At 55.8% G+C, this 26,238-nt stretch carries 20 protein-coding genes and 2 pseudogenes; 9 read left to right on the top strand and 13 right to left on the bottom strand.

Features of this window, described 5'->3' with window-relative positions; translation table 11 throughout:
* Positions 1-23: 23 nt before the first annotated feature.
* From RB620_RS09400 to RB620_RS09430, 7 genes are all read right to left on the bottom strand, one after another.
* A complete protein-coding gene (locus RB620_RS09400; RefSeq protein WP_308093749.1) occupies positions 24-851 on the bottom strand; it encodes a PIG-L deacetylase family protein in 828 nt (275 codons plus the stop codon).
* 18 nt (positions 852-869) lie between these two features.
* The gene (locus tag RB620_RS09405) at positions 870-1,754 is read right to left on the bottom strand and encodes a carbohydrate ABC transporter permease (RefSeq protein WP_308093750.1); all 885 of its coding nucleotides are present in this window, start codon (positions 1,752-1,754) and stop codon (positions 870-872) included.
* Between the two features lie 38 nt (positions 1,755-1,792).
* Positions 1,793-2,662, bottom strand: coding sequence for a carbohydrate ABC transporter permease (locus RB620_RS09410; RefSeq protein WP_308093751.1), 870 nt, complete (start codon positions 2,660-2,662; stop codon positions 1,793-1,795).
* Positions 2,663-2,752: 90 nt separating this feature from the next.
* Positions 2,753-4,051, bottom strand: a complete 1,299-nt coding sequence (locus RB620_RS09415; RefSeq protein WP_308093752.1) for an ABC transporter substrate-binding protein — start codon at positions 4,049-4,051, stop codon at positions 2,753-2,755.
* Between the two features lie 113 nt (positions 4,052-4,164).
* On the bottom strand, positions 4,165-5,379 hold the full coding sequence (locus RB620_RS09420) for an ROK family protein (protein ID WP_308093753.1): 1,215 nt from the start codon (positions 5,377-5,379) through the stop codon (positions 4,165-4,167).
* Positions 5,380-5,578: 199 nt separating this feature from the next.
* Positions 5,579-8,530 (bottom strand): ATP-binding protein, encoded by a 2,952-nt coding sequence (locus RB620_RS09425; protein ID WP_308093755.1) that lies wholly within the window; start codon positions 8,528-8,530, stop codon positions 5,579-5,581.
* Positions 8,531-8,675: 145 nt separating this feature from the next.
* Positions 8,676-9,149 carry a DinB family protein gene (locus RB620_RS09430; RefSeq protein ID WP_308093757.1) on the bottom strand — a complete coding sequence of 158 codons (474 nt, stop codon included), beginning with the start codon at positions 9,147-9,149 and terminating at the stop codon, positions 8,676-8,678.
* A gap of 149 nt (positions 9,150-9,298) precedes the next feature.
* Here RB620_RS09430 and RB620_RS09435 point away from each other — a divergent pair, with 149 nt between their 5' ends.
* Both RB620_RS09435 and RB620_RS09440 read left to right on the top strand, forming a co-directional pair.
* Entirely contained in the window at positions 9,299-9,583 is a 285-nt protein-coding gene (locus tag RB620_RS09435; protein ID WP_374121386.1) for an ArsR/SmtB family transcription factor, read from the top strand.
* A 111-nt stretch (positions 9,584-9,694) separates the two neighbouring features.
* Positions 9,695-10,891 carry an MFS transporter gene (locus tag RB620_RS09440; RefSeq protein ID WP_308093758.1) on the top strand — a complete coding sequence of 399 codons (1,197 nt, stop codon included), beginning with the start codon at positions 9,695-9,697 and terminating at the stop codon, positions 10,889-10,891.
* Between the two features lie 199 nt (positions 10,892-11,090).
* Here the strand turns inward: RB620_RS09440 and RB620_RS09445 are convergent, their stop codons facing one another.
* Positions 11,091-12,644: a DEAD/DEAH box helicase gene (locus RB620_RS09445; protein WP_308093760.1), complete on the bottom strand. Its 1,554-nt coding sequence runs from the start codon at positions 12,642-12,644 to the stop codon at positions 11,091-11,093.
* A gap of 144 nt (positions 12,645-12,788) precedes the next feature.
* On the bottom strand, positions 12,789-13,574 hold the full coding sequence (locus tag RB620_RS09450; protein WP_308093761.1) for a DUF817 domain-containing protein: 786 nt from the start codon (positions 13,572-13,574) through the stop codon (positions 12,789-12,791).
* Positions 13,575-13,829: 255 nt separating this feature from the next.
* Here RB620_RS09450 and RB620_RS09455 point away from each other — a divergent pair, with 255 nt between their 5' ends.
* Genes RB620_RS09455 through RB620_RS09470 form a run of 4 tightly spaced genes read left to right on the top strand, consistent with a single transcriptional unit; the run spans position 13,830 to position 17,977 of the window.
* Entirely contained in the window at positions 13,830-15,383 is a 1,554-nt protein-coding gene (locus RB620_RS09455; protein WP_308093762.1) for a spore germination protein, read from the top strand.
* A gap of 45 nt (positions 15,384-15,428) precedes the next feature.
* On the top strand, positions 15,429-16,586 hold the full coding sequence (locus RB620_RS09460) for a Ger(x)C family spore germination protein (protein ID WP_308093763.1): 1,158 nt from the start codon (positions 15,429-15,431) through the stop codon (positions 16,584-16,586).
* A gap of 26 nt (positions 16,587-16,612) precedes the next feature.
* Positions 16,613-16,861, top strand: coding sequence for a hypothetical protein (locus RB620_RS09465; RefSeq protein WP_308093764.1), 249 nt, complete (start codon positions 16,613-16,615; stop codon positions 16,859-16,861).
* Between the two features lie 24 nt (positions 16,862-16,885).
* Positions 16,886-17,977, top strand: a complete 1,092-nt coding sequence (locus RB620_RS09470; RefSeq protein ID WP_308093765.1) for a GerAB/ArcD/ProY family transporter — start codon at positions 16,886-16,888, stop codon at positions 17,975-17,977.
* Positions 17,978-17,987: 10 nt separating this feature from the next.
* Here RB620_RS09470 and RB620_RS09475 read toward each other — a convergent pair whose 3' ends face one another.
* The 4 genes from RB620_RS09475 to RB620_RS09490 all read right to left on the bottom strand — a co-directional run bounded on the left by RB620_RS09475 (position 17,988) and on the right by RB620_RS09490 (position 23,092).
* On the bottom strand, positions 17,988-19,226 hold the full coding sequence (locus RB620_RS09475) for an NAD(P)/FAD-dependent oxidoreductase (protein WP_308093766.1): 1,239 nt from the start codon (positions 19,224-19,226) through the stop codon (positions 17,988-17,990).
* A gap of 163 nt (positions 19,227-19,389) precedes the next feature.
* The gene (locus RB620_RS09480) at positions 19,390-21,420 is read right to left on the bottom strand and encodes a sensor histidine kinase (protein WP_308093767.1); all 2,031 of its coding nucleotides are present in this window, start codon (positions 21,418-21,420) and stop codon (positions 19,390-19,392) included.
* A complete protein-coding gene (locus tag RB620_RS09485; RefSeq protein ID WP_308093768.1) occupies positions 21,407-22,090 on the bottom strand; it encodes a response regulator in 684 nt (227 codons plus the stop codon). The genes RB620_RS09480 and RB620_RS09485 overlap by 14 nt, the downstream gene beginning before the upstream one ends.
* Before the next feature lie 174 nt (positions 22,091-22,264).
* Positions 22,265-23,092 carry a helix-turn-helix transcriptional regulator gene (locus RB620_RS09490; protein ID WP_308093769.1) on the bottom strand — a complete coding sequence of 276 codons (828 nt, stop codon included), beginning with the start codon at positions 23,090-23,092 and terminating at the stop codon, positions 22,265-22,267.
* A gap of 367 nt (positions 23,093-23,459) precedes the next feature.
* Between RB620_RS09490 and RB620_RS30320 the strand changes: the two are divergent.
* The 3 genes and pseudogenes from RB620_RS30320 to RB620_RS09500 form a co-directional block, all read left to right on the top strand.
* Positions 23,460-23,543: pseudogene (locus RB620_RS30320) on the top strand (hypothetical protein); the annotation flags it as partial.
* A gap of 78 nt (positions 23,544-23,621) precedes the next feature.
* Positions 23,622-23,783 (top strand): annotated as a pseudogene (locus tag RB620_RS30325) (DapH/DapD/GlmU-related protein); the annotation flags it as partial.
* A 1,357-nt stretch (positions 23,784-25,140) separates the two neighbouring features.
* Positions 25,141-26,034, top strand: coding sequence for a phosphotransferase (locus RB620_RS09500; protein ID WP_308093771.1), 894 nt, complete (start codon positions 25,141-25,143; stop codon positions 26,032-26,034).
* Positions 26,035-26,238: the final 204 nt, after the last annotated feature.

The raw sequence follows: 26,238 nt of genomic DNA on the forward strand, positions 1-26,238 counted from the left end.
ATCGACGCATATTTCTCAAGGAATCAGACATGAAGCATGGGGAATAAAACGTTTTTCTCCTCGTCCGTCGGCCTTCTGCCGTAATCGGCGATTTCGAAAGGCTCGGCATAACGCACGCGGGCTGCTTGGTGTTCGCCGTAAGCCTTGCTCAATGCCGGGAGCATTTCCGGGGAAACCTGCAAGAACGTGCTCCATCCTTCCAGAATATATGCTTTCCTTTGCTCCCAACCCTCCGGCACTTGGTCAAGGAACCCGCGCTGCCATGGGGCGAATTCGTAAAATTGAGATGCATGCGCATCGCATCCGAGCAGCTTCTTTTCGATCACCGGTCCGGTATCGATGACGATATCGGCTTGATACGTCCCTCTCTTGGCATAGTCCGGCATGAGCAGGAATAATGGCGACTTCTCCAGATGAGGCGTTCCCGGCACCGCGTTAGGAACCATGGCGATGAAGTCCGCCGCGTCGCGAACGATTTTTCCGGCGTTGCGGTTATCGACGTGCCCCGGCCCGTCCGGGTGGAACGTAATGACGATATCCGCTTTCCACTCGCGAATCTGCCGAATAACTTCCGCCCTTAGCTCGTAAGAGGTCGACAGTTGTCCGTCGGGAACGTCGAGCACGGCATATTCCGAAACGCCAAGCCTGCGCGCGGCTTCATAAGCTTCTTGCGTTCTTCGTTCGATGAGCTCCTTCCCGCTCATGCGGAAGTGTCCGCAATCTCCATTCGTCAACGATACAAACTTGACCCGGTGTCCCATTTCGGCATACAGAGCCGCGGTACCGCCTGCATAAATCTCGGCTTCGTCGGGATGAGCTGCGATTACGATAATGTGAAGTGTGTGAGTCATGGCTTTATTCCTCCAGAGTTAGCCTTTGACCGCGCCAGCGGTCAAGCCTTTAATAACCGTTTCCTGAGAAAGCATGTATAAGACAAGCAACGGAACGATCGAGATCGTTATCGCTGCCATCATGGCGCCGTAATCAGTGCCGTAAGCGTTGGATACGAGCGACAGAAGCACGGAGATCGGCTGCATATCGCGAATAGGCAAGTAAACGAGCGGAATCAGCAGCTCGTTGTAAGACCACAAAAAAATCATGATCGATACCGTAGCGAATATCGGAAGGCAAAGCGGAAGCAGGATGCGGTAGTAAATTTTCCAAATGCTCGCTCCGTCCATGACCGCCGCTTCTTCCAGTTCCGCTGGCAAAGATGCCATGAATCCCGTCATCATAATGATCGCAAAGCTAAGATTTCCAGCGATTTGCGGCAGGATGACCGACAAATACGTTCCGTTAAGATGCAGCTCTTGAATGAGTATGAAATTAGGAATAATGACCGCGAATTGCGGCAGCAGCATGCATACAACGAACAAAACGTGAAAAATCGACTTCCCGGCAAACTGAAACCGGGCCAAGACAAAGGAGGCAAGTCCGCCTACGAGCGCGACGCCCAGGACAACGGAGCCCGAGATGATCAGACTGTTCGCGAAGCCCTTCAACATATTGATGTTGCCGTATTCGTTCAAGTTGATGTAATTGCCGAACCGGAAAGCCTCCGGAAAGCCGAAGGCGTCCGTCAAAATTTCATCGGATGTCTTAAAGCTGTTCAGCAATACCCAAAGCAAGGGCAAGATGGTCGTGCAAGACCAAGCTATAAGAATAGCGTATGTGGCGTATGCGGCTGCTTTAGCTTTAGCAGCGTTAGAGCGCGGCTTAAGCTTAGCTCCGGCGGATCCCGCTAAGGTTGACATGATGATCACCTACCTGCTCTAGCCGCTGAATGATTCATTCAGAAGCTAACTGTATCTTTCTTGAGGACTTTATTTAAAAGTACGGTTATGATGACGCCAAGCACCATCATGGCGATAACGATCGTACTGGCGTATCCGACATTTTGACCGTTGAAGGCTTTGTCGTACATATACGTGCTCAGCAGCTCGCTGGAGTTCATCGGCCCGCCTTTCGTCACGATGTAGACGACGTCGAACACTTTGAGCGCGCCGGCAGTGGCTAACGTAAGGCAGGAAGCGATAACGTCCCGCAGCAGCGGTATCGTAATTTTGAAAGCTTTCTGGATGCCCGTGATTCCGTCCAGCTGCGCGGATTCGTATATATCCTCGGGAATTTTGGATATGCCGGTCAGGAAGATCACGAAGTAAAAGCCGACATATTGCCATAAAATCGGGATCAGCACGAGATAGATGGAGCTGTTCTCCGTCAGCCAGACTTGCTCGGGGACGCCTAACATTCGCATGATCGCGTTCAGGAGTCCATAATCGTAATTGTAAATAATCGAGAACATGAGTCCGATCGCCGTCCCCGAGATGACGATAGGGAAAAAAAATACGGTCCGGAAAAATTTGAATCCCCGCTTGATGCTATCCGTCAGCAGCGCGAGCGCCAAACCTCCGCCTGCTTGCAGCACGATCGCTCCCGCAGTCAAGATCAGCGTATTTTTCAGCGCGATTGCCACGACCGGATCGGCTGCGAGCTGCTTGTAGTTGTCCAATCCGATGAATGTTTTCTCGTTCGAGAAATTATACCAGTCGTGGAAACTGTAGAAGACCGATTGGAGCAAAGGATACAACAAAAACGCGAACAACAGAATGACCGTCGGAGCAAGGAAAAGCACAATGTATCTTTTGTCTTTGAAATTCACAGCCGGTATTCCTCCTCTAGGCCGCTTGCCCCCGAAAGAGACGTTGCTCTGCGCATCTCGTTCCGGGGGGCCGGCCTGTACCGTTTAACCTTAGTTGCGTTCGCTAAGCTTCTTCGCTTGGGCGAGAATTTCTTCGGCCGTCTTCTTGCCGGTCACGACGTAAGCGATTCCTTCCAAGAAATCGGTGTAAGATTCTCGGGAGACATAGGAATCGATCGGCATAACGAAGTCTTTCGCTTGCGCGACCATGGCGTTGCCGGCTTTCAAGAGCTCCGCCGTGTTGCCGGAGTCTGCCGTTTGAACCGCGTACGTGCCGCCGATTGCCGCGAATTTGCCCGCGATCTCCGGCGAGGTCATATACTTGATGAAGGCGAGCGCCGCATCGTATTGCGCTTGATCATCGTTTTTCTTCATATACCAGCCCGAACCGAAGCCCGATACGATCATATTGTCGCCCTTGCCGCCTGGTACGAGCGGGAACGGCGTAATCTGAATGCCCGGATTTTGGGCCAAGCCGACAGCAGTCCAAGAGCCGTTAAACATCATCGCCGCTTTCTCTCCAGAGAACAGCGCTTGCGCTTTGTCGTCGTCGAGAGTAAGAACGTCCTTCGGAAACGCGTTTTTTTCATATAAGTCTTTGATTAGGTTGATAGAAGGAGCCCAGGAAACGTCGTACGCTTGCTTCTGGCCTTCAGGTCCGACCGAAGACAGCACCAAAGCCTCTTGAATGTACGGCGTGGAGAGCGACGTCGCGAAAGGAACGATATCGTTCTGCGCAAATACTTCGACGGCTTTCATGAACGCCTCGTAAGTCGTCGGAGCAGCCAGCTGGTATTTGTCGAACAACGTTTTATTCCAGAATAATCCTTCATAAAAGCCGATATAAGGCAAGGCGTAAAGCGTTCCTTCGTATTTCACTTTGTCGAGAATGGCGGCATTAAACGTTTTGGCCCATTCCGGATCCTTCTGGAGCTCTTCCTCCCAAGAGACGATCTTTCCCGATTCCGACAACATCTTCGTTTCGCTGCCGTTGAAGTAGAACATAACGTCGGCAAGGTTGCCGGTCGCCGCGTCGGCCTTGATCTTCGTCCGGAGCGCTTCTTGATTGACCGGAGTCGATTCGTCGACGATCTTCACGCCGGGATGCGCGGTTTCGAAAGATTTTATTGCCTCCGTCCAAGCGGATACCCACGGATCGGAGCCGGCGAACGAGGTTGCGACGCGCAGCTTAACCTCTTTGCCCCCGCCTGCCGATTTTGAAGCGTTTTCATTACTTTGCCCGTTGCTTTCATTTCCTTTGTTGCCGCCGCTGCAGCCTGACAGAAGCCCAACTACAAGCGCGATTAGCAACATAGCGACCATGGACTTGCTTGCCTTTCCTTTTCTCATTTCGGTGACACTCCCTTAAATCGTTATATATTGAACTCGGACGAATGAGTCGTCCAAGAATCAATCACTCAATAGTTAGTTAACTTTCCTAATTAATACGATAAAAAAAGGCGTCATTCGACGGACCTTTCCTTTAATACTTCCTCGAAGATCGATTCCAAGCCGATCGCGATTCCTCCGAGCAACACGGCTTTATTCTTAAGCATCGTGTTTACGATATGAAGATCGGATGAAATATGTTTGCGTACATCGGCGGCCAGCGTATCGGTATACGCAGGACCCAACGTGACGAACCCGCCTCCGAGTATGACGCATTCCAGATCAAGCAGCAGCAGCATATTCGTTACGGCGATTCCCATGATCCTGGCGCATTCTCTGACATGCTTGACGCACAAATCGTCGTTCGCCAGCGTGCCTCTAATAATGGTATTAAAATCGACTTTCTCGATTTGGCCGCCAGCTTCATTCAGCACGACACTCTGCGCGCCCGAAGTAAGATCGCTTCTTACCGCTTGAACGAGCGAGCCGACCGATACGAGATCGACTAAACGTTTTTTTGGCGAATCATCCAGCCTTTCTTCTCGATCCATGACAAACTTGCACATTTCGCCCGATGCCTGCGAGCTTCCTTTGAACAATCCGCCGTTCAGCACGATGCCAAGACCGACGCCAACATCGGCGCTTACGAAGACGACATCCTTGCATGCCTTGGCGACTCCGTATTTCATTTCCGCAATGACAGCCGCATCGATATCCTTCTGCACCAGAACGGGGACGTCGTATTTTCGTTGAATCAAATCGCGAAACGGCACTTTGCCAAGCTTAGTCAAATAGGAGCCGCAATCGGCAATGCCTTTTTTGCTGTCTACAATACCCGGTACGGACAAAGAAATAGCCAGCATTTTATCCAAGGGCAGCTGCTTGGCGGTTAAGATCCGTTCGATATTTTCCAGCAACAAGTCCGTCAATCGCTCAAGCTCGAACTGCTCAAGATCGAACTTGTGTTCATGAACGATTTCGGGCTTCAAGCTGCTGATCGCAATCGTAACGCAAGGGTTGCTCAGATCGATCGAAACAAGGTACCCGAAGTCGTTGTTCAGCTTGAGCAGCTTCGCTTTACGGCCTACGCTTGACGATTCCTCGCCCGTCTCTCTTATGATTCCAAGCTCGATCAGCTGGTCAACGTTCGCGCATACGCTTGGTACGCTGAGCTGAAGCGTCTTCGAAAGACTGCTTCTCGTAGCGCTTTCATTTGTTCGTATCGTGTCTATAATGAGATTCTGATTGGTTATTCGAATCAGCTTCTGATCCGCGGAGCGTTTGACCACCACTGTTCCTCTTTTCAACGTTTCGTTATATGTACATCGATTTGGTTAATTAATTAGGTTTATTAATTAATACAGTATACGATTCCGATTTCCTTGTCAATACAAAACGATTGACCCCATCCTTGGTTTTTTCGTCTTTTGTCTACAATAGACCGCCATCCGCCGGTCCATAAAGCCCGGCGGCGCGGTCGCATCAAAATTACTCGCAAGGCAAATAAATCGTCACTTTCGTTCCACGCTCGATGGCGGAGTCGATCTGGAAGGACGCTCCCGGCATGGAAGCCAGCCGCTTGCGAATGTTGGTTATGCCGATGCTGCCCGCTTTGCCGCTGCCCTTCGTCAAACGGTACAAGAGATCATCCGGAATGCCGATGCCGTCATCCTCTACAACGACCTTCAAGTACCCGTCTCCCTCGTCGATGCGGAGCGACACATGTCCATGATTCTTCTCGAAGATGCCGTGGCGAATCGCGTTCTCGACGAACGGCTGAATGCACAGCGGCGGAATCGGGCAATCCCGAAGTTCGGGGGCGACTACGCATTCGAAGGAGATGCTGTCCCCGAAACGCGCTTTTTCGATCTCTACGTAAGCCTCGACCAACTCGAGCTCTTGGTATAAGGGAACGACTAGCGTCATCCGGTCCATATCCAGCACGTAACGCAAGTATTGGCTTAGCATGATAAGCAAATGTGCGGCTTTCTCCCCGTCGATATAGCAGAACGAGATGACGCTGCTCAGCGCATTGTACAGGAAATGCGGCTTGATCTGCGCTTGATGGAACGCCTGTTCATTGCGGATCGCCTCCCGGATCGACGCTTTCATGGCGAGGAGCGTATGGATGCGGGCCAGCAGCGTTTCCCCGTCGAACGGTTTCGTCACGTAATCGTTGGCGCCTGCCTGAAAGGCAAGCGCGATATCGCGCGGCATGTCCTTCGCCGTGGCGAGCAGAATTGGCAAATCCAAGATCGAGTGTTGCTCCCTTAACATGCGGCACAACTGGGTGCCGGATAGATCCGGCATCATGACGTCGATGATGGCCAGGTCGACTTGCGGATGCTGCCTCATCTTGGAGATCGCTTCCTTCGCCGAATATGCCGTTACGACGTTATAGCCGTTGCGGCGAAGCATGCTCATCAAGGTATGAATGTTGGCTGGCTCGTCGTCCACGATCAATACCGTGGAACCCCCGCTGTCCAGGATGTCGGGAGGCCTTCCGGCATCATGGCCCGTCTTGATCTCCGCGCGCGCGTTCCCTTGCGCCGCCTGGGGAATCAGAGACTCCGCGGCGGGCAGAGTAAACGCCATGCGAGTCCCCCGGCCAATCTCCGTCCATTCGACGGCAAGCTCTCCGCCCATCCGTTCGACCAGCTTGCGGCTTAAGTAAAGCCCGACGCCCATTCCGCCATTCCCTCCGGAACTTCCGGCGGATTCGGCCTGCTCGAAGTGGCCGAAAATCGATTCGACCCTCGCGCCGTCGATGCCGTCTCCCGAATCCTGCACGCCGATCCGAACGGCGGAGCCCTGCACGTTCGACGTTAGCCGGATCGTCCCCTTGTCCGTATGTTTGATCGCGTTATGAACGAGGTTGTACAGCACTTGGCGAAGCCGGTTCTCGTCCGCTAAGACGATGGTGCCTTCGGCAATAAGATTCTCTAATTCCACCTCCTTGCCGACGAGCGCGGACCGTAGATCGTCGCATACGATCTGCGCAGCAACCCGGACATCTACCGCCACTGCCCGCATCGAAAGTTCGCCGTGTTTCAGCCGCGTGACGTCAATCAAATTGTTGACAAGCATGGTCAGCTTGACCGATGTATCCTTAATGACCGACAAGTCGCGCCTCTGCACCGCCGACATTCCTCGCTCCTCGTCCGCCAGAAGATCGGAAGACAGGTTCAGGATCCCCTGCAGCGGCGTCTTCAGCTCGAGCGATGTCTGGCTCCAGAACTCGTCCTTGCGTTCGTTCGTTGCGGCAAGCTCCCTGGCGAGTTTCTCGGTCTCGCCGTAAGCGTGAACGAATCTCGTCGCGAGCAATACGTTCATGCAAATGATAAAACTTACGATGCCCATCATCGCCGCCGCGTCTGTCGATACGATATTTTCCGAATAAAGGCTTCCGCCCACTTGGTAAACCGACAGCGAGATACAGCCCAGGACGAATAGGAACAGCTCTCTCTTGCCGCTAGACTGCCTTGCTTTAACCAAGTAGAGAACCGTCATTCTCGCGATAATCACCCAAACGATAAGGATGATATACGGGTAAATCGCAATTCTGGCCAGGCTCGCGGTCGAGTAAGGAAGCACGGCCAATCCGGCGATCATCAAGGCAATCGGGCTCAAGATGACGGCGATTGTCCTTCGCTGCAGAAGACGGGTGTCGATGGAGCATAGAAACAGAACGATCAGCGCCATACTGGCGTATTGCGCGCCATCCAGCAGCTTGTAGGCGACTTCGAATGAAAGCTGCGGCAGCAGCCTCTGGCCGATCTTCTCCCCATAGAGCAATTGGACGAGCATGAGCGAATAGAGATACAAACCGCTGAACAAATACGTTTTCTCCCGCTTACGCAGAAAAAACAAACTGACATGATACGCCCCGAACATGGCCAAAATGAGAATGATTGCGATATCGGCGCCCGCGAGGAATACGCTTGCCTGCGTAATATCTTCGGGCAAGCCGATCAGAATCGGATTGACAATGCCCCCCGTGACGTATTCGTAATTGGCCGCCTGGATCATGATCTCGACTTCGCGGTCGACCGCGTGGAAGTAAGCGCTATAAGGCGTATTGCCCGGCCGCTGCGACGTAACATCGATGCCCGGACGGCCGCTTCCTCCGATTTCTTTGCCGTCGACGAACAAGCGGTGGGCCATCCGGATGCTTCGGACCTTCAACCCGTACAGCTCGTCGGATGCGGGAACGATCACCTTCAGCCGGTACGTCCCGAATCCCTTCCTGGACATGCCGCCCTCTTCGTTCTTGCCCTGCCATGTGCCCGGAACGGACAGATACGAGGCCGAGGCTTGTTCGCCGAACCGGGAGGCCGAAGCCAGCTCTCCCTCTACGAATTCCCATTGCCCGTTCAGATCGGCAAGCCCCTGTTCGCGAAAATCCCATCCCGACAGGTCGAGAACGCCTTGGTCAGCCAAAGGAGATTCCCGATTCGTCCCGGATTGGGAAAAAAACACAAAAAACAAAACAATTGAAAGCGAAAAAACGATAGCGATCCCGATCCGGCTGCTGTGGCGAACGGCATTCAATCCCCTTTTTGCATGATAGTCGATGTCGTTAATATTAGCGGCTTAGAATCGTTTTGTAGAGTTTGACGGCGCCTTGGTGCAGCCCCTCATGGTAAAGCGCCAGGCCGAGGAATTCCCCCGGCGTCGACAGCGTAAAGCCGGTCGACGTTGTGTACGGCGCGACCTCCTCGCGCAATCGCTGAGCCAGCAGCGCCTCGACCCTTGCCGGCTGCTCGGCCAGCAGTTCCCTAAGCTCCGGCAGCGTCGGCAACGGCGCATCGACCGCCCATGTCAGCGGCGACGTTCCGAATTCGAACCGTTCGCGGAACCCGTCCGGAAGCTGCTGCGGCAATCCGGGCGCTTTAAACGCGAACCTCTCGAGCACCACGTAGAGATGGCCGAGCTGCCACCTGAGCGAGTTCCGGAATCCGTCCGGCACGATGTCCGCCATCTCCTCGGTCAAACCTTCCGCGGCTTTCAAGGTTAACTTCCGCACGAAAGCAAGCTGCTGAAATACGAATGGCTCCATGTCGATCACTCCTTCGTTAATTAACAGTATATGGTAGCACGGGTGCGAAGAGGTGTCAATGTTCGCATGGGCTTTACATTCCGAATGAGCTGTGTTATCTTTATTTCGACATCCATAGAAATACGAGATCGGGCAAAGGTGTGGGGACGATGATGGAGGAGAACGCGGAAATTCGGCAAGCGGTCAAGGTATACAAAGCGCTCGGGGAGCCTACGCGGCTCAAAATCGCTCTTATGCTCACCGAAGAGCGGAATTTATGCTGCTCCGACATCGGGAGCAAGCTGGAATCCGTTGCCGGATCGACTCTCTCGCATCACTTGAAGCAATTGACGGACTGCGGACTGCTCAGAACCCGCAAGGACGGCACCTACATCTATTACAGCGTGAACCGCGAATTGGCGGAGAAGTATGCACCGTATTTGCTTGAATTGTAGCGAGCCATAAGAACTTTCTGATGTGGTAAAAAAAGTAGTCTTTTTTTAATCTTTATTTCTATACATTTAGAAATATAAAAATTGTGGAGTGGAGAGAGGAGCAACACCGTCATGTCGAACGCTTGGAAAATTTACATGCTGGCCGTCATCAGCTTTCTTGTCGGTACGTCCGAGTTTATTATTGCAGGGATTCTGGATAAAGTAGCCGAGGATGCGGGAGTATCGGTGTCCGCGGCCGGCCAGCTGATTACCGTGTTCTCGCTTGCCTACGCATTCGGCACGCCGATTCTAATGGCCGCAACGGCCAGAGTGGAGCGCCGGAAGCTGCTCATCTACGCCCTTGCCGTATTTGCCGTAGGCAACGGAATCGCCGTCTTATTGCCGGGCTTCGGATTCCTTATGGCGTCAAGAGTCGTCTTGGCGCTCAGCACGGGGGTGTTCGTCGTTACGGCGCTTACCGTTGCCGCGAAGCTCGCCGCGCCCGGGAAACAAGGGAGCGCCATCGCGACGCTCGTGATGGGCTTCAGCACCTCTCTTATTATCGGGGTGCCGATCGGGAGGGTTGCTGCAGCCGCATACGATTGGAAATTGATTTTTGCCGGAATCGGTCTGTTGGGACTCGTCGCCATCCTGCTGATCCAATTCACGATTCCGCGCACGGACGGTGAAGAACCGGTTCCGATCGGCAAGCAGCTCGCGTTGCTGAAGCAGCCGAAGATCGTTGTCGCTTTGCTTGTCACCTTCTTCTGGATCGGCGGTTATTCGATCGCGAATACCTATCTATCGCCGTTTCTTCTTAACGTGTCGGGTCTGAGCGAGCAAGGCGTGAGCGCCGGACTCTTCGCATTCGGCATCGCCAGCCTGATCGGCTCCAAGCTTGGCGGCTTCAGCACCGATCGATGGGGAGCTCCGCGTACACTCGTGATCGGCATGCTGCTTCACGCGGTTGCTTTAGTATTGCTCTCGCTTGCCGGTCAGTCCGCCGCCGTTATTTTCCCGCTGCTAATGCTTTGGTCTTTTGCAGCTTGGTCGTCGGGACCAACGCAGCAGTATCATCTGATCAGTCTGGCTCCGGAAGCCTCCGGCATCATGCTCAGCCTGAATACCTCAATGCTGCAATTAGCCATGGCTGCCGGCGCGGGACTTGGCGGCGTCGTCGTCGAGCAGCTGTCGCTGTCATCCATCACATGGATCGGAGCGGCAGGCGTAACGATCGCGGCCGTAACGGCAGTCGCATCCGTCCGCTTAGCAGGCTACGGCGTCGGCAAGAAGGCGTCGGATGAAAAGCTGCTTGATGTGGGAGCCTAAGTGAGAAAAACTCTATCGAGGCCACTCGATGATGAGCGCCCCTTCAGCTTTGCAAAGCAAAGCATCTTCGTAAGCACAAGGTAGGTTTTATCGCCAATAAGAATTCCCCTTCCGAAAGACTCGGAAACTTATAAATTCTTATGTTGTTAAAAAAACCGAGCGGCGGCAAGGTCTGATCCTTGCGCTGCTCGGTTTTTGGTTATTTCTTCGGCGACTTTGACTGCACCGGACGCGCCGGAAGGAAATACGGCTTGAACGAGCTCGACGCCAGCGAGTTTCGGTCGTTCACGGGTTCTTGACGCCCGGACGAACGGCCTTGCGACGATTGGCGCGGCTTCGCCGGCTGCTGGCTCTTCGCGGCTTGCTGCGGTTTCGGAGCTTGCGGGCCGTTTGCCGCTTGCTGAGCTTTCGCAGGCTGCTGCCCCTTCGCGCCTTGCCGCGGCTTCGCTTGCTGCTGCGCCTTGGACGCCTGCTGCCCCGCCGCGCCTTGCTTCGGCTGCTGGCCTTTGCCCTGCTGCGGCTTCGGCGCTTGCTTCTGCTGCGCTTTGCCTTGCAGCTTCGAGCCTTTGCCGGATCCGCCAGCGGCGAACGCGGCCGCGGCTATGGCAGCCTCGCCTTGCATCGGGTAAGCGTGGCCGTCCACGACCGGGATCTTTTTCTTGATCAGCTTCTCGATGTCCTTCAGGTACGGCAGCTCTTCTTCCTCGCAGAAGGAGACCGCCACGCCGCTATGTCCGGCCCTGCCGGTACGGCCGATCCGGTGCACGTACGTCTCCGGAATGTTCGGCAGGTTGAAGTTGTACACATGCGACAGCTCTTCGATGTCGATGCCCCGTGCCGCGATGTCCGTCGCCACGAGCACGCGCGTCGCGCCGTTCTTGAAGTTGTTCAGCGCATTCTGCCGCGAATTCTGCGATTTGTCGCCGTGGATCGCCTGCGCCGTGATCCGTCCCTTGTTCAATGCGCGCGCAACCCGGTCCGCGCCGTGCTTGGTCCGGGTGAAGACAAGCGCCGAAGCGATCGACTTGTCCGACAGCAGGTCGGCCAGCAGCGCGATCTTGTTCGCCTTGTCGACGAAATACACCGATTGCTCGATGCGGTCCACCGTCGAGGAAGCAGGCGTAACCTCGATCTTGGCCGGATTGACCAAAAGCGTGTCGGCCAGCTTCGCGATCTCCGGCGGCATCGTCGCCGAGAACAGCATCGTCTGCTTCTTCGTAGGCAGCTTCGCGACAATTTTTTTCACGTCGTTAATGAAGCCCATGTCGAGCATCCGGTCCGCCTCGTCCAGCACCAGCACCTGAACCTGCTTCAAGTCTACGAGCCCCTGGTTCATCAGATCCATGAGCCTGCCCGGCGTCGCGATCAGAATGTCGATGCCCTGGTCCAAATATTTCTCTTGCCCCTTCTGCGACACGCCGCCAACGATCGCGAGCGTTCTTAGCGGAGTAAACCGGCTGTAGGCGCGGATGTTGTCGTCGATCTGGATCGCCAGCTCCCGCGTCGGCGTCAGGATCAGGGAACGGATCGGGCGCCGCTTCTGCGGCGGATTCTGCCCTTGGCATAGCTGCTGGATAATCGGCAGCGAGAACGCCGCCGTCTTGCCTGTACCCGTCTGAGCGCAGCCGAGCACGTCCCGGCCATGCAGCGCGACCGGAATCGCCTGCTCTTGGATCGGCGTCGGCTGCACCAGATTTTCTTCTTTCAGCGCTTTCAATATGTCTGGCATCAATTGCAAATCGTTAAAATTCATTCGTTCTCCTATGGTCCACATGTATTTTGGTATTCGGTCATTCTTACCATCATACCACAATACGGGACGGTAGTCAGAACAAAACATTTCGCGCGGCGGCGCTGCTAGTCCGTAAACAATATCCACAGACTTATGCACATTTCGTCAACAGATGTTCGTAAATTCGTTTGTCCGACCAGCTTTTACATATTTCAGTTGAGCCACAATGATGACGCTAATGATGACCAGAAGGAACCAGGAGCTGATCTTGCTGAAGCTAACCAACTGCCAGGTTTGGTGCTGGTCGGGGTATTTCCAGGCATCAAAAAATGTGGATATGTTCTCCGCCAGCCAGATGAAGAAACCGACAATCATAAATGCAAGCGTTAATGGCATTCGATACGTCGTCGTCCGTACCCGATATAGGATCCATGTTTTCCAGAAGACAATAAACACGAGCGCCGTCAGCCACCAACGAAAATCCGGAATAAAGTGATGCGTAAAAAAGTTGAAATAGATGGCCCCTCCCAATAGCGCCGAAGGCGCGAGTCCGGGCCAGCCGGTCATGTCCATCCGCAGTCTCCGCCATACCTGGCACATAAAGCTTGCTACGCTCGCATACATAAATCCGCTATAGAGCGGGACATCAAAAAACTTCGTATACCCAGGCTCCGGATATGACCATGATCCCATTCGCACCTTATAAATCTCGAGCAACAGGCCAATAACGTGAAACATGCAAATGACTTTGATTTCGTCGCGTGTCTCGAGGCCGCTGCGATACATGAAGTATTGAACGCCAAGCAGGACGAGCAGAATCGCATCGTAACGATAGATGAAAGGGATCTCGATTACGCGAGAGAGCGCTAACGTTCCAAAGATCGCAACGGGAAATAGGCAGCTCATGGCCTGATGATAGCCAAAATGCAGCAGTTGTACGATTGATTTCAATGAAGACCAACTCCTCCATGCCCGAAACCAATGACTTGATCGGGGCAGATTCGCCGCTAGCAGATGAATGTTCCAGCTGCACTTCCATTTTAGTCAAGGAAGTACATCACAATAAAGTGAAACAATCAATCGTCTTTTTTCATCTTTTTCAAACAGATGTTCGCACCCCTTCCACCCAGCCCGCCGTATAGTGTCCGCTCCAGTAGGAAATAATGGAAGAAATATGTCGAAATAAACGGGACGGGTGAACGCCATATGGGTTTGGACACAGGGAACACGACGCAAGCCTCTACCGAGTCCGCCGGCGCAACGGGGCAGCAGGAGCATACGCAAGAACACGGCAACCCCATGCCTCTATCTTCGTTGCTTGAGAATAATTTACGGGAGCTCGAAGCGATTTTCGCGGACAGCGGAGATATCATTTTCCATGAGTGGGGCTACGGCCCCGGCTATCAATCGCGCGCATGCTCCATCTATTACCTCTCTCTAGTGCAGGAAGACAAGGTTAATTTCATGAAGCATTCGCTGCAGGATTTGGAGACGCACGAAGTAGGGCCGGGCACGGACATTACGCTGGAGGAAATTCGCGACTTCTTCGAGCATCACGGCGTGTCCGCCAAAAAAGCGGATGTCGTCCATGACCTGCGCGACTGCGTGAACGAGATTTCGAACGGGAGGCTGATCATTCTCTTCGACGGCTGGGACAAGGCGCTCAGCTACAAAGCGGCATCCGTCGAGACGAGACAGGTGGACGAGCCGGTCAATGAATCCGTCGTTATCGGCCCCCGCGAGAGCACGGTCGAAAATTTGCAAAAAAACTTAGGCTTGCTAAGAATGCGGCTAAAGACGCCGAAATTCAAAATTCAATACACGGCAGGCGGCGGCGACACCCGTACGACGGTTGCTTACGGTTATATCGAAGGCACCGTGGACGGCGAGTTGCTGAAGGAATTCAAGCGCCGAATCCAGTCGATCGAAACGGTGGAAATATTGGAGACGTCCTATATCGAGCAGTTGATCGAGGACTCCAGCTTCTCTCCGTTCCCCCAGCATCGGTACACGGAGCGGTCGGATGCGGCGGTTGCAGCCTTGCTGGACGGCAAAATCGCCGTCATGGTGCAAGGAACGGGCGGTATCCTGTTATGTCCGGGAATATTCACGGAGTTTTTTCAATCCAGCGAGGATTATTACCAGCGGACCGTTATCTCTACCATGTTACGCTGGCTCCGCATCGTGGCGTTTATTATCGCGCTCACCCTTCCCAGCATCTATATCGCGTTGTCCACCTTTCATCCGGAGCTTATTCCGACGGTATTGCTGCTCGCGATTCTGAACGCGAGGGAGGGAATCCCCCTTCCCGCCTTCTTCGAGGCTCTGCTGATGGAGTTTTTCTTCGAGCTGATGCGGGAAGCCGGCGTCAGGCTGCCCCGGCCGATCGGCTCGGCGGTCAGCATCGTTGGCGCGCTCGTCATCGGCGACGCGTCGATCAGCGCGGGCATCGCGTCTCCCATCATGGTTATCGTCGTTGCGCTGACGGGCATTGCCTCGTTCGCCATGCCGCAATACAGCATGGCGATCGCCCTGCGCATTCTTCGGTTTCCCCTCATGGTGAGCGCCGCGCTGCTGGGAGGGTTCGGCATGATGATCTGCCTCTTGTTCATTCTGCTGCATCTTAGCAAGCTAAGATCGCTGGGTCAGCCGTACATGGCTTCCCTATCGCCGCTTCGGCTTCGCGATTTGAGGGATATTTTCCTGCGCATCCCGCTGAAGAACCTGCTTCGCTCGCCCAGGAATTTGCACAAGCGTTAGCCGACGTCGCGGCCGCGCAAACCGTACTTGGAGTTGACAGATGACATGGGATTCATACGGGTAGGATCGCTAACTTTGTTGGCCGCCTTGTCGGCCGCCCTGCTGACCGGCTGTTGGAGCAAATTCGAGCTGCCGGAGCGCGCGTTCGTCATGGGCGTCGCGCTCGACCAAAGGGAAGACGGGAAGATCGAAATGCTGACGCAGGTATACCGGCCCTCCTCCACCGAGATCGGCAAGTCGACTTCAACCGTCGCGGAATCGAGCGTGAACGTCAAAACGGTTGACGATACGGTAATGGAAGCCATTCGGGACATTCCGATCCATCTGGGCAGGAAAGCGCAGTGGAGCCATATGCGCATCATTATCGTGGGAGAGAAGCTGGCGAGGAGCACGAATATCCTTCAGACGCTGGATTTGTTCTATCGCGACCATGAACCGCGGGACAACGTCTCTCTCATGATCGCCAATGGCAAGGCAGCGAAGCTGTTCGAGAAGAAACCTATGATCGAACAGACGACATCGCAACAGTTTTTGAGGACGGGCGAATCCTCTTATCGGAACGCGGCCAAAACGCTGGATACGACGCTCATCGATTTGATGTTGCGGATGAAGAGCGTCCAGACGGATGCCGCGCTCGCTTACGTCTACGAGGATCCCAAGTCCAAAGAGACCTTCTCCGCCGCCGGCTTGGCGCTCTTTAAGAAAGGTGTCATGAAGTCCGTTCTGCCGGCAAGCAAAGTAGAAGGTTTCCTTATGCTGAGCAACGATTACAAGGCGGGCGTTGTCGAGATTCGTTGCCCGGGCACGAAATTGGAAAAGGAAACTGCCGAAGTGCTTTCCCTGCACGCTAGCTTGAATCCCGTCGTAAAAGGGGACGATGTCAGCCTAGGCATTCGCATTCAGGGTCAAATCACAATTAATGAGATGAAATGCACGAAAATCAACACGCTGCAGGATGAAGAGGCATTCGTCCGCAAGATCGAGGAAGCTGTGAAACGGCAAGCCGCGGGCACCCTCGATTTTTTGCAGAAACGCCAAATGGATGCCATCGGGCTGGGCAATCGGATTTACCGCAGCGACCCGAAGGCATGGGCGCGCTTGCAATCGAACTGGAGCAGCCGTTTCGCGGCTATCCCTTACGACATTCGGGTGAAAATAAAGCTGATCTCCGGCGGAACGATCAGCAGCAAATCAATGTCCTAGTACATGGCTGAGGAGGCTCGCCCATTTTGGAAAAAATGCTGGTGCTGGCCGTCGCGATTGGCGGCGTGCTCGTGTTCGACGGATTTGCGCTCAAGCGGAAATTATCGGCGGGCGGCAAGCTGGTTTACGGGATTCTGATCGCCATGTCCCTATACACAGGCATCGACTATTTCGTCAATCTGGACTGGCCGGATTATTTCGATCTTGCCGATGCGGTTTTTGGCCAGCTGTCGAAGAGCGTGGAGCAATCGCTCAAAGTGAACTGGGAACGTTAGACAAGGAAGGACGTGAGCGGCCTCATGAACAAAGAATGGATCAATCACAACCAGGCCGGCGCGCTTTTCTTTGTCTTTATGACCGGCTCATCCATCATTAATATCCCCGGTCCGCTTATTGCCATGGCAGGCAACGGGGCTTGGATCTCGCTGCTCCTGTCGGGCCTATGCGGCTTTGGCGTCTTGGCCATGCTGCTGTATTTGTCTGGCCGTTATCCCGGACTAACCTACGTGGACTATAGCCGGAAGCTGATCGGCAACATGCTGACCGTCATATTCGGCCTGCTGTCGCTGACCTTCCTGTTCCAAATGCTGACGGCTATGGTCATGGATGTCGGCTTGTTTATGGTCAGCTCCATGCTGAGAGAAACGCCGATCTACACGTTCACCTCGCTTATTCTGCTGATCTCCGCCCTTACCGCAAGGGCAGGGATCGAAGTGATGGCGCGCATGTTCATGTTTATCATACTGCTTACAGCCTTATTCGTCTTCTCAACGCTCGTGTTCGCGATTCCGGACTACATGCCGGAGCAGCTGCTGCCGATTCTGCCGAAGGGCATCAGGCCGGTCCTGCACGGCGCTTACTTCTCCTTCGGCTTCCCGTACGCGGAGGTTTTCGTTTTTGGCATGCTTCTTCATCACGTAGCCAAGGAATACAGGAAGAAGGTTCCCGCTGCGATGCTGCTGTCGTTAGGCGTCAACGTGCTGACGTTATGCGTGACTACGATCAGTTCGATCATGGTATTCGGTCCCTTCGGGGGAGATCTTCCCTACATCCTGTTCTCGATGGCTCGGCTCGTAGAATTTCAGGAAATTATCCAGCGCATCGAATCGATCATCGGCATGTCTCTCATTCTAGGCTCCTACATGAAATCAACTATAACCTTGTACGCAGCCAGTCTGTTCGCCGCGCGGCTCTTCAAGATCGAGGAACGTTCGGCGCTCGTTATGCCGATCGCCTTATTCTGCTTTCTGTCGGGTCTGGTATCGTTCGACGGTCCCGCCAATTGGGGCTTCATGGTCTCAACCGTGCATCCGCTGTGGGCGGGCTCCGTCTTCGTCGTTCCGCTGCTGCTCCTGACGGTCGTGGCGGCTTTTCGGAAGAAAGCCGCGTAACGATGCGCATCTAAACCTGCCAGTTGCTAAGCCGCATCAGCGCGCTTTCGAATTCCTGCGGAGAGGTCGCGCGGTTGTAAATGCCGAGGAACGCCCGCGTCGCTTCGGGATCGGAGGCGATGAGTCGGTTGACCGCCGTCTGCTCCGCCGTGAACGGCATGTTTTTCGTAAATTGGCAGGCCAGATGGTAGTGGAACATCATCTTCTCCTCCATCAGCGTTTGGTACCGCTCCGCCATCTCCGCCCAACATGCGCTCCAATCCGGGTAACCGGAGAGCACGTCCGTCAATATGCGGGCGCCGTAGAGCGCATCCTGCATCCCTTGGCCGACGGCGGGATCCTTGAAGGAATAAGCGTCTCCGACGAGCGCCCAGCCGGGACCCATCCCCTGGTACCAATCGTTATCGTAGCCGAGCAGCCCGCGGATCGGCCCTTCCAGCTCCGCGTTTTTCATCCGGCGAGGCAGCGGCGTATTCGCGAAACCGTCGTTAACGATATCCCTCATCGCGCGCTCCGGCCATTCCTTGAACCGCTTCATCCACGCATCGTCCGCGAGCGGGAACATGATCCCCACGACGTACAGCCCGTCGCTCGTCGGGAACACGATGCCGATTTTGTCCCCCAGCTTGTAGAGCTCCACATGCATCTCGCCGTCCTGGACATAACCAGAATAATACCCGACATAGGAGGCAAAATCAGTCGGGACTGACCCCTTGCACTTGCTTCCCACATGTTCGCGCAGCAGGGAGCCGCGCCCGTCAGCCCCGACTACGAGCTTGGCGGAGTAGCTCTCGCGCTCCCCGCTTCGGCGCACGCCCGCAATACCCGTCACCGTTTCCCCGCCGCCTGCGCGAATGACGTCGGTCATCCGGAAACCTTCGATCGCCGTCACGCGGTCCTGCGCCGCCGCATGCCGGAACAGGATGTCGTCGAGATGCGTACGCCTGATGCACAGGCAGTCCGTCTCGCCTTGGACCGCGGGGAAGTCGCCGTCGATGACGGCATCCTCGAATTGCACGACCGCCCGCTTATACGTCGGTGTCCCTGTTTCTAGCAGCGCGTCCAGCACACCCATCTCCCTCAGCATCGCAAGCGAATTGCCGTAGAAGTTATGCGTCGACAGCGTATCGCTCGGGAACGTCGTTTTGTCCAGCAGCAGCACGTCGTACCCCGCCTTCGACAACTCGTATGCGAGCGTCGAACCCGCTACCCGCGCGCCCACGATAATGACATCGTAATGCGTTCTCATCTATAACCGCCTCCGTTTCGTCCTTCACACACCAACATTGTAAAAGAGCGGAAGCGACGCGAGGAAGTGACTTCCTGTCATTGTTTTTGTCATAGCTGTCATGAAAAAAGCTATTCCGCGGCCGCGGGGTTTACCCCCCGGCGCTGCAGAATAGCTGAAATCGTCAGCCGACCTCTCGACCGGCTGGAAGCGGAAGGTCGATCGACAGCGCGCAGCCCTCCGGCGCTCCTTCCTTCGAGACGGAAGAGCTTACCGAAAGCACGCCGCCCATAAGCTCCACGCGTTCCTTCATGGCGGCAAGACCAAAGCCCGGCACCGCCGATCCGAACGGCTCGCCGTCGCTGACGAGCCGGAACCGCAGCAGCTTCCCGGACGGACGCAGCGAGAAGCGGAAGCGCGTGCAGCGGCCATGGCGGATGCCGTTGGTGAGGCCCTCCTGCAGCGCGTGGTACAGCACCTGCTCCGCCAGCCTGCCAAGCTGAAGCTCGGCCGGCACGAAGATGTCCGCGTCCACACGAATGTCCATCGTATCCTCGGCATATTGGATCAGCTCCAGCAAGGAAACATCAAGCGGCAGAGACATCTCTTCCGTCTTGAGCAGCCGAACGGCCCCGCGGATATCGTCCAGCCCTTTGCGCACAAGGCCGCTCAGCATGTCCAGCTTCTCGGGCGGCACGCCGTTCTCGCCGGCGGCGAGCTTCTTGGTCGCTTCCAGCTGGACGATCGCGGCCGTCAGCGTATGGCCGACCACGTCGTGCATCTCGTACGCGATCCGGTTCCGCTCCTCCAGCACCGATATTTCCGCGAGGCTTTCCGCCCGCTCCCGGAGCGTCTCCGCCAGATGAAGGTTCGCCTCCGCCAGCTCTTCCGTCCGCGTCTCGACCAGCCGTTCCAGATTGCGGTGGAACTGCTCCAGCTCACGGTTCTTCGCCAGCAGCTCCAGAGCGTTGCGCTCCGATTCCATATGCACCCTGCTCACGCTGCTCGCAACGACCATGACCATGCAGATCATGAACAGCAGGACCCCGTTCGGCTGCAGGCTCTCGAACACCCGATAGACGTACGTCCAATTAAGAAGCAGATGGTTCATCGCGGTCGGGAACATGAACAAGGACATGCCCGAGATCGCGCATGCCGCAAGCACCCAATATCCCCGAATGAGCCATTTCCGCTCTGCCCCCCGATCCGGGAGCTGCGGATACCGCAGCAAACCGTACGATACCGCGACAAGGTCGATCACGGCGACGACGACGAGTCCTTGCACGGAGAGCTTCCAATACAACAGCGGCTGCCAGACCGCGGCGCATAGATAGACGGCGAAGAAGGCGATTATCGCGTATCTGGCCGCTTTTACGAGCCGCTTGCGCGCGGCGCCCATGGCTTCGCCGTAAAATCCGACGAATGCCAACATGGCCATCGGGAAAAAAATATCCTTCCAATAATACAGCGCTCCCATCTCGGAGAACCATTGGAGCGACCGGCAAGAGAAGAGAAGCGTAAACCCGATGGAAACGCCCAGCAGGCCGAACCAGCCGTACAACTTCTCCTTCCGGCGAACGAGGAGCGCGAAGCCGGCCAAGCCGGCCGCGATGTTCAGCATCGAATAAACCAGTAATCCAGCCTCCGCCTTCAGCAGCGCGAACAGGATCTGATCCGGTTCTCCCGCCAGTACCAGATCGTTGCCGATGAAAGGGTATCCTTCCCACTCCGCCCGGATCGTCAGCAGCTTCCCTGCGTCGCCCGGGTCGAACGGGACTGGATGCAGGTTCGCCATCGGATGCACTTGGCGGTCGCGGCCATCCATATTATAGGAATAGCGGAGTTTCTCTTCGAGATATACCTCGAACCTCGTCATGCCGGAGAAAAACAAATAAGGGCTCCTCCAGTTCAGCTCAGGCAGCTCCCGCCGCAGCCATACCGTGCCCTTATCATCCGCGAGCCCGCTTTTGGCGTCTGCGTCGAAGACGGTCCATTCGTTCTCCTTTGGCTGCTCCTCGCCGTAAGCGACCTCCCAATATTTGACCAGCACCGTAAACACCTCGCGGTTTTTGTCCGCAATATTCGGGCGCTCGATCAGCAGCGCGGGAAGGAACAGCCCTAGTACGATCAGGCAGGTCAACAGCCATAACGCCAGCGAAACCTTCGGACTGGCTATCGGATTCCTGCCAGCATCCCGTTTCTTAATGTGCGTCATCCAGCAGCAGCCCCCTTAACATCGTCGCCGCTTCCTGGCGGTTGCTCGTGCCGAGTTTGTTATAGATGACGCTGACGTAGTTCCGGACCGTGCCGTCGCCCATGAATAGGGCTGTAGCGATTTGGCGGTTCGTATACCCTTCGATCAGAAGCAAAATAATTCGCCGCTCGCGTTCCGTGAAGGCGTAACTCTGCTGCTTCAGCTTGGTTTCGTCGAAGGCAACGGTTCCCCCGCGCGACAGCGCCGACAGCCGCGTGGCCAGCCGCGACGCGATCGGCGCGGGAAGCATGACGCCTCCGCCAACCGCGTCGCGGATCGTCTGCGCGATCGTCTTCGACGGCATGTCCTTGAGCAGGAAGCCGTCCGCGCCTCCCGCCATCGCCTCCACGATAAACCGGTCTTCGGCGAAGGTCGTCAGCATAAGCACGACCGCGGCGGGGCGCTCGCGTTTGATCCGCTTCATCGCTTCGATCCCGTCGAGCACCGGCATTTTGATATCCATGAGCACGACGTCGGGTTTCCTGAGCCTGGCCTGCTCGCACGCCTCGAGCCCGTTCTCGCACAAGCACGCGATCTCAAGCCCTTCCTCGGCCCCGAGAATCGTCTGGAGCCCTTCCCGCAGAAGCCGCTGGTCATCCACGATCATCACCGATATGTTCCGTTCCGCCATCCCATCGCCACCCTCAACCTCTATTATCGAAATAGTACCAAACGCGGGACGCTTCGCCTAGAGCCTCCGCCCTATTCCGTGACTGCGATGACAAAAATCGTGACAAACGGCGGCAAGCGAAACGAAGCGCGCCAAAAAGCCCTCATGCGTAGAGCAGTATCCCTCGCAAACGGGCTATGGGCGGCTGAGCATGAACGCTTTCCATGCTTTGGGCGGCATGCCGTTCTGCTTCTTGAAGCTTTTGCTAAAATGAAACTCGTCCGCGTACCCGCAGCTATCGGCAATGGCTTTCATGGGGTTGTCCGTGTAGAGCAGCTGCTTCTTCGCATGTTCGTTGCGGAGCGCGCCGAGATAGCTTTTGGGGCTCTGCCCCAGATGACGCTGGAACAGGCTGCGCAGATGCGATTCCGAAATCCCGCACACCGCCGCAAGATCCCGGAGCTTGATGTCCTTCGCATAACCGCGGTCGATCGTTTGTTTGGCCTGCTCGAACGCATCCGCGGCTTGCGCACTTCCGGCACTCTCGGTTCGGACGATGCGAAGCACGCGCTGGATGAGCCGGAAGAGCAACGACTTCGTGATCAGCTCGCCGTCCGGTTGACCCGGCACCCAGCAGTCGGTAATCTCCCGGAAGATCGCGTCGAACGCGATGGCATCCTCCCTCTCGGGGATCAGCTGCATCGGCAACGGAAGCGCCGACTCGATGGGCCGCCATTGCCGGCCGCTCTGCGCCGTGTTGAACGCCGATACGAGCACCATCGTAATTCTGAGCGGGTAACGGTCATCCGTCTCCATGGATAGATGCAGTCCCGGCTTGAGATAAAAAAGCATGCCGGCCCGAACCACAATGTCCGCCTCGCCCCTGAAGACGCCTCTGCCTTCCCGAATCCAGTAGAAGGTGTGTACGCCCTTGGTTTGGCGAATGTCGCTCCAACCCGGATACGTTCGTTTGTCCATGATCCAGTACAGATGCAGGCTTAGGTTGTTCAGAAGCTCCTCCACTCCGTTCCCCCTCCGAAGTCTTTCGTCGTTGTTCCGAGCATAATCCTCTGTGGCGTTTTTGACAAGTACAGACGCGATTCCTCCATGTTGATCAAGGATTCTTCATGCTACACTAAGCCTGAAATAGACAAGGGAGGCCGATGACATGAAGCTTCGAGCGGTTGATTATATGCCATGGATGGCGAAATCGAAAGAAGAGAAGGAGGAGCAGCGGGCGCTGCAGGAAAGTCTGGAGACGAGGTTCGACGGGCGGTTCGGGAGCGACTGCTTCGTGTCGCAGGAGGCGCTATTCCATCCGGAATCGTTCAGCATCGGGGATCGCAGCTACATCGCGGGAGGAGCGATCATCCGCAACACCCATCTCGTCATGGGCGCGGATTGCTCCATTAACGCCTACGCCGTCGTCGCGGGCAAGGTGACCATCGGCGACGGCGTGCGAATTGCCTCGCATGTCAGCATTTACGGCTTCAACCACGGTTATGCTTCGGTGGAGCTGCCCATCTTCCGGCAGCCGCATACCTCGCGCGGCATCCATATCGGCGATGACGTATGGATCGGCGCGAATGCCGTCATCCTGGACGGCGTCCGCGTAGGGTCGCATGTCATCGTCGCGGCGGGCGCCGTCGTCACCCGCGACGTGCCGGACTACGCCATCGTGGGCGGCAACCCGGCGAAGGTCATCCGCAGCAGGCTCGCTGATGCCGGCGATTCCGCCTCGGCAGCGCGGGGCGAGGGCGGGGCGACGGTCACCGAGGCGGAAAGCGCGAATGGTAAGGTGGGCGAAGCCACGGCGACTTGGCTTGCGGCGGCGGACGCGGCGGGGATGCGCGGAGCGGTCGCAGCGACGGTCACCGAGGCGGCAAGCACGAAGGCGCCGTTCACGGCCGTCTCTTCTGCCGAGCTCGCGCAGCGGCTGAGGCGTTTCGGCTCCGAGGCGGCGGAGCAGCTGCAATCGCTGCTGCTGAGCTATGCCGAAGGCGGCGAAGGCGAGCGCTTCTTCCGCGACCGGCCGGGCTTCAAGCGCACCGTGCGCGCCTATTGCGACGCCGTCGAGATTGCGGCGATGTTCGGCGGGCTGCCTCCCGGCTGGACGCGCGAGGAGCTGATCGCGAAGCTCGGAAGCTTCCAAGACGAGGCGACTGGACTGCTGCCCGATCCTTGGTCGCCGCCGAACACGGAGACGGATCAACCGGCGATGCTTACGGACCACTTGTCCCGCTACCATCTGCTCGCCGTCGGATATGCGCTGGAGGTACTCGGATCGAAGCTGCCGCACGCCGTCCATGTCGTCGAGAACATGAGTACGGAAACGTTGTACCGCAAGCTGGGAGAGCTGCCTTGGGCGGAAAATGCCTGGAGCTGCGGCGATTGGATTGACTGTTACGCGACCGGGCTGTATATGAACTCGAAACATTTTGGCTCGAAGAAACGTCCGGACGACTTGTTCGGCTGGCTGCTCACCCACGCGAATCGCCGCACGGGGTTATGGGGCGAGCCGACCACTGCGGAGGAGTGGCTGCAGCCGGTCAACGGCTTCTACCGCTTGACGCGCGCCACGTACGCCCAGTTCGGCATGCCTCTCCCGTATCCCGAGAACGCCATCGACACCGTGCTCTCCCACAGCCGCAACCAAAGCTTCTTCCGCGAGGGCCGGCTGAACGCCTGCAACGTGCTGGACGTCGTCCATCCATTGTGGCTGTGCGCGAAGCAAACCCACTACCGCTGCGACGAGATCGTCCCTTGGGCGCGGCGCCACATCGACCTTGTCCTTTGCAACTGGGTGCCCGGCCGCGGCTTCGCCTTCCGCTTGCAGGAGCACGAATCGACGGGACTCCAAGGAACGGAAATGTGGCTAAGCATCCTATACTTGCTGTCCGATCTATGCGGAATCTCCGATGCGCTCGGCTACGAGCCGAAAGGGGTGCATCGGCTGGATGCGGCTTTTTCGCTCTAGCCGAAGTATCATTTCCTTTTAAACGTTCTCTCACTTTGCAAGCCGCACATCCCGAGCTAAGCTATTATTAACACTTTGCATGGGAGTTGAATGTTTGATTCTCCACAATCGATTCGATCGGTCTATCCATTCGCTTGCCAAAGCGACCGGACTTTCAAATCTGACGCCGGTATTGCTCCATGAGAGCGGCAATCTCGTCATCCATCTTGCGCCATACCCAATCGTAGCCCGCTTGGCGGTATTCGCTTCCGAAGAGAACGAAGCCGCGCGTCAGCTTGCAATTCGAGAGCTGTCTACGGCCAGGCATCTCCATCGGCAAGGGGTCCCCGTTATCCTCCCCGCTTCGTTGACGGATGCGGGTCCGTATGACATTGACGGTGTATGGACGACTATTTGGGAGTATATCCCACACACTTCCTTGCCGGCACTTTCGCCGATGGATGCGGTCGAACATATCCATCGGCTTGCTGCCGCTATGAACCGTCACCCTTTGCCCTTGCCTAGATTAGGCGTATGGGAAAGAACGAGCCGTTCCGTAGAGCGGCTAAGCAAACAAACGGATCCGCGCATACAAGCTTTATTGAAAAGATTTCGTTTCGTTGATGAGGAAATGCGTTCGGGCGCGAACATCCTTGTTCCTTCTCATGGGGATGCTCATGCCGGGAACCTGTTGGCAAGTCCGAGAGGATGGTTGTGGACCGATTTCGAAGATGTTTCGTGGATGCCGGAATATTGGGATTTGGCTTCGTTCGTGGCTAATCAGGCGCTTTTCCATGGATTGGATGAACCCGTGATTCGTTACATGTTAAGCCGCACGGATGTCGTGACCGATCGCGACAAATTCCGTTTCGCACTTACCGCGCGCGTGCTCATGTCGACGCTTGGAAATATCGATTTTGCCACCCAGGGCTATGGCGATATGGAATTTGCCGCGCATCAGTTGTCGCGGGCCGACGATTTTATTCAACACATCCGCTCCGCGTTATAACTTGCTAGTAGAACGATCCTGAAAGCGGTGGTTGTTCTTGATGCTAAACATTCCTGTAGAGTCTAAGATTTGGACTTAGACAAAAAAAGGAGCTCCTCGTATGATGGGGGTGTACACGGGTCAATGCCCTTAAACCCATCAAGGAGGAGCTTAATATGAAGTTTACTCAAAAAGATGCAACAAATCAACGTATTGAACGAATTA

This window comes from Paenibacillus sp. LHD-117 (assembly GCF_030929555.1).
Lineage (GTDB): Bacteria > Bacillota > Bacilli > Paenibacillales > Paenibacillaceae > Pristimantibacillus.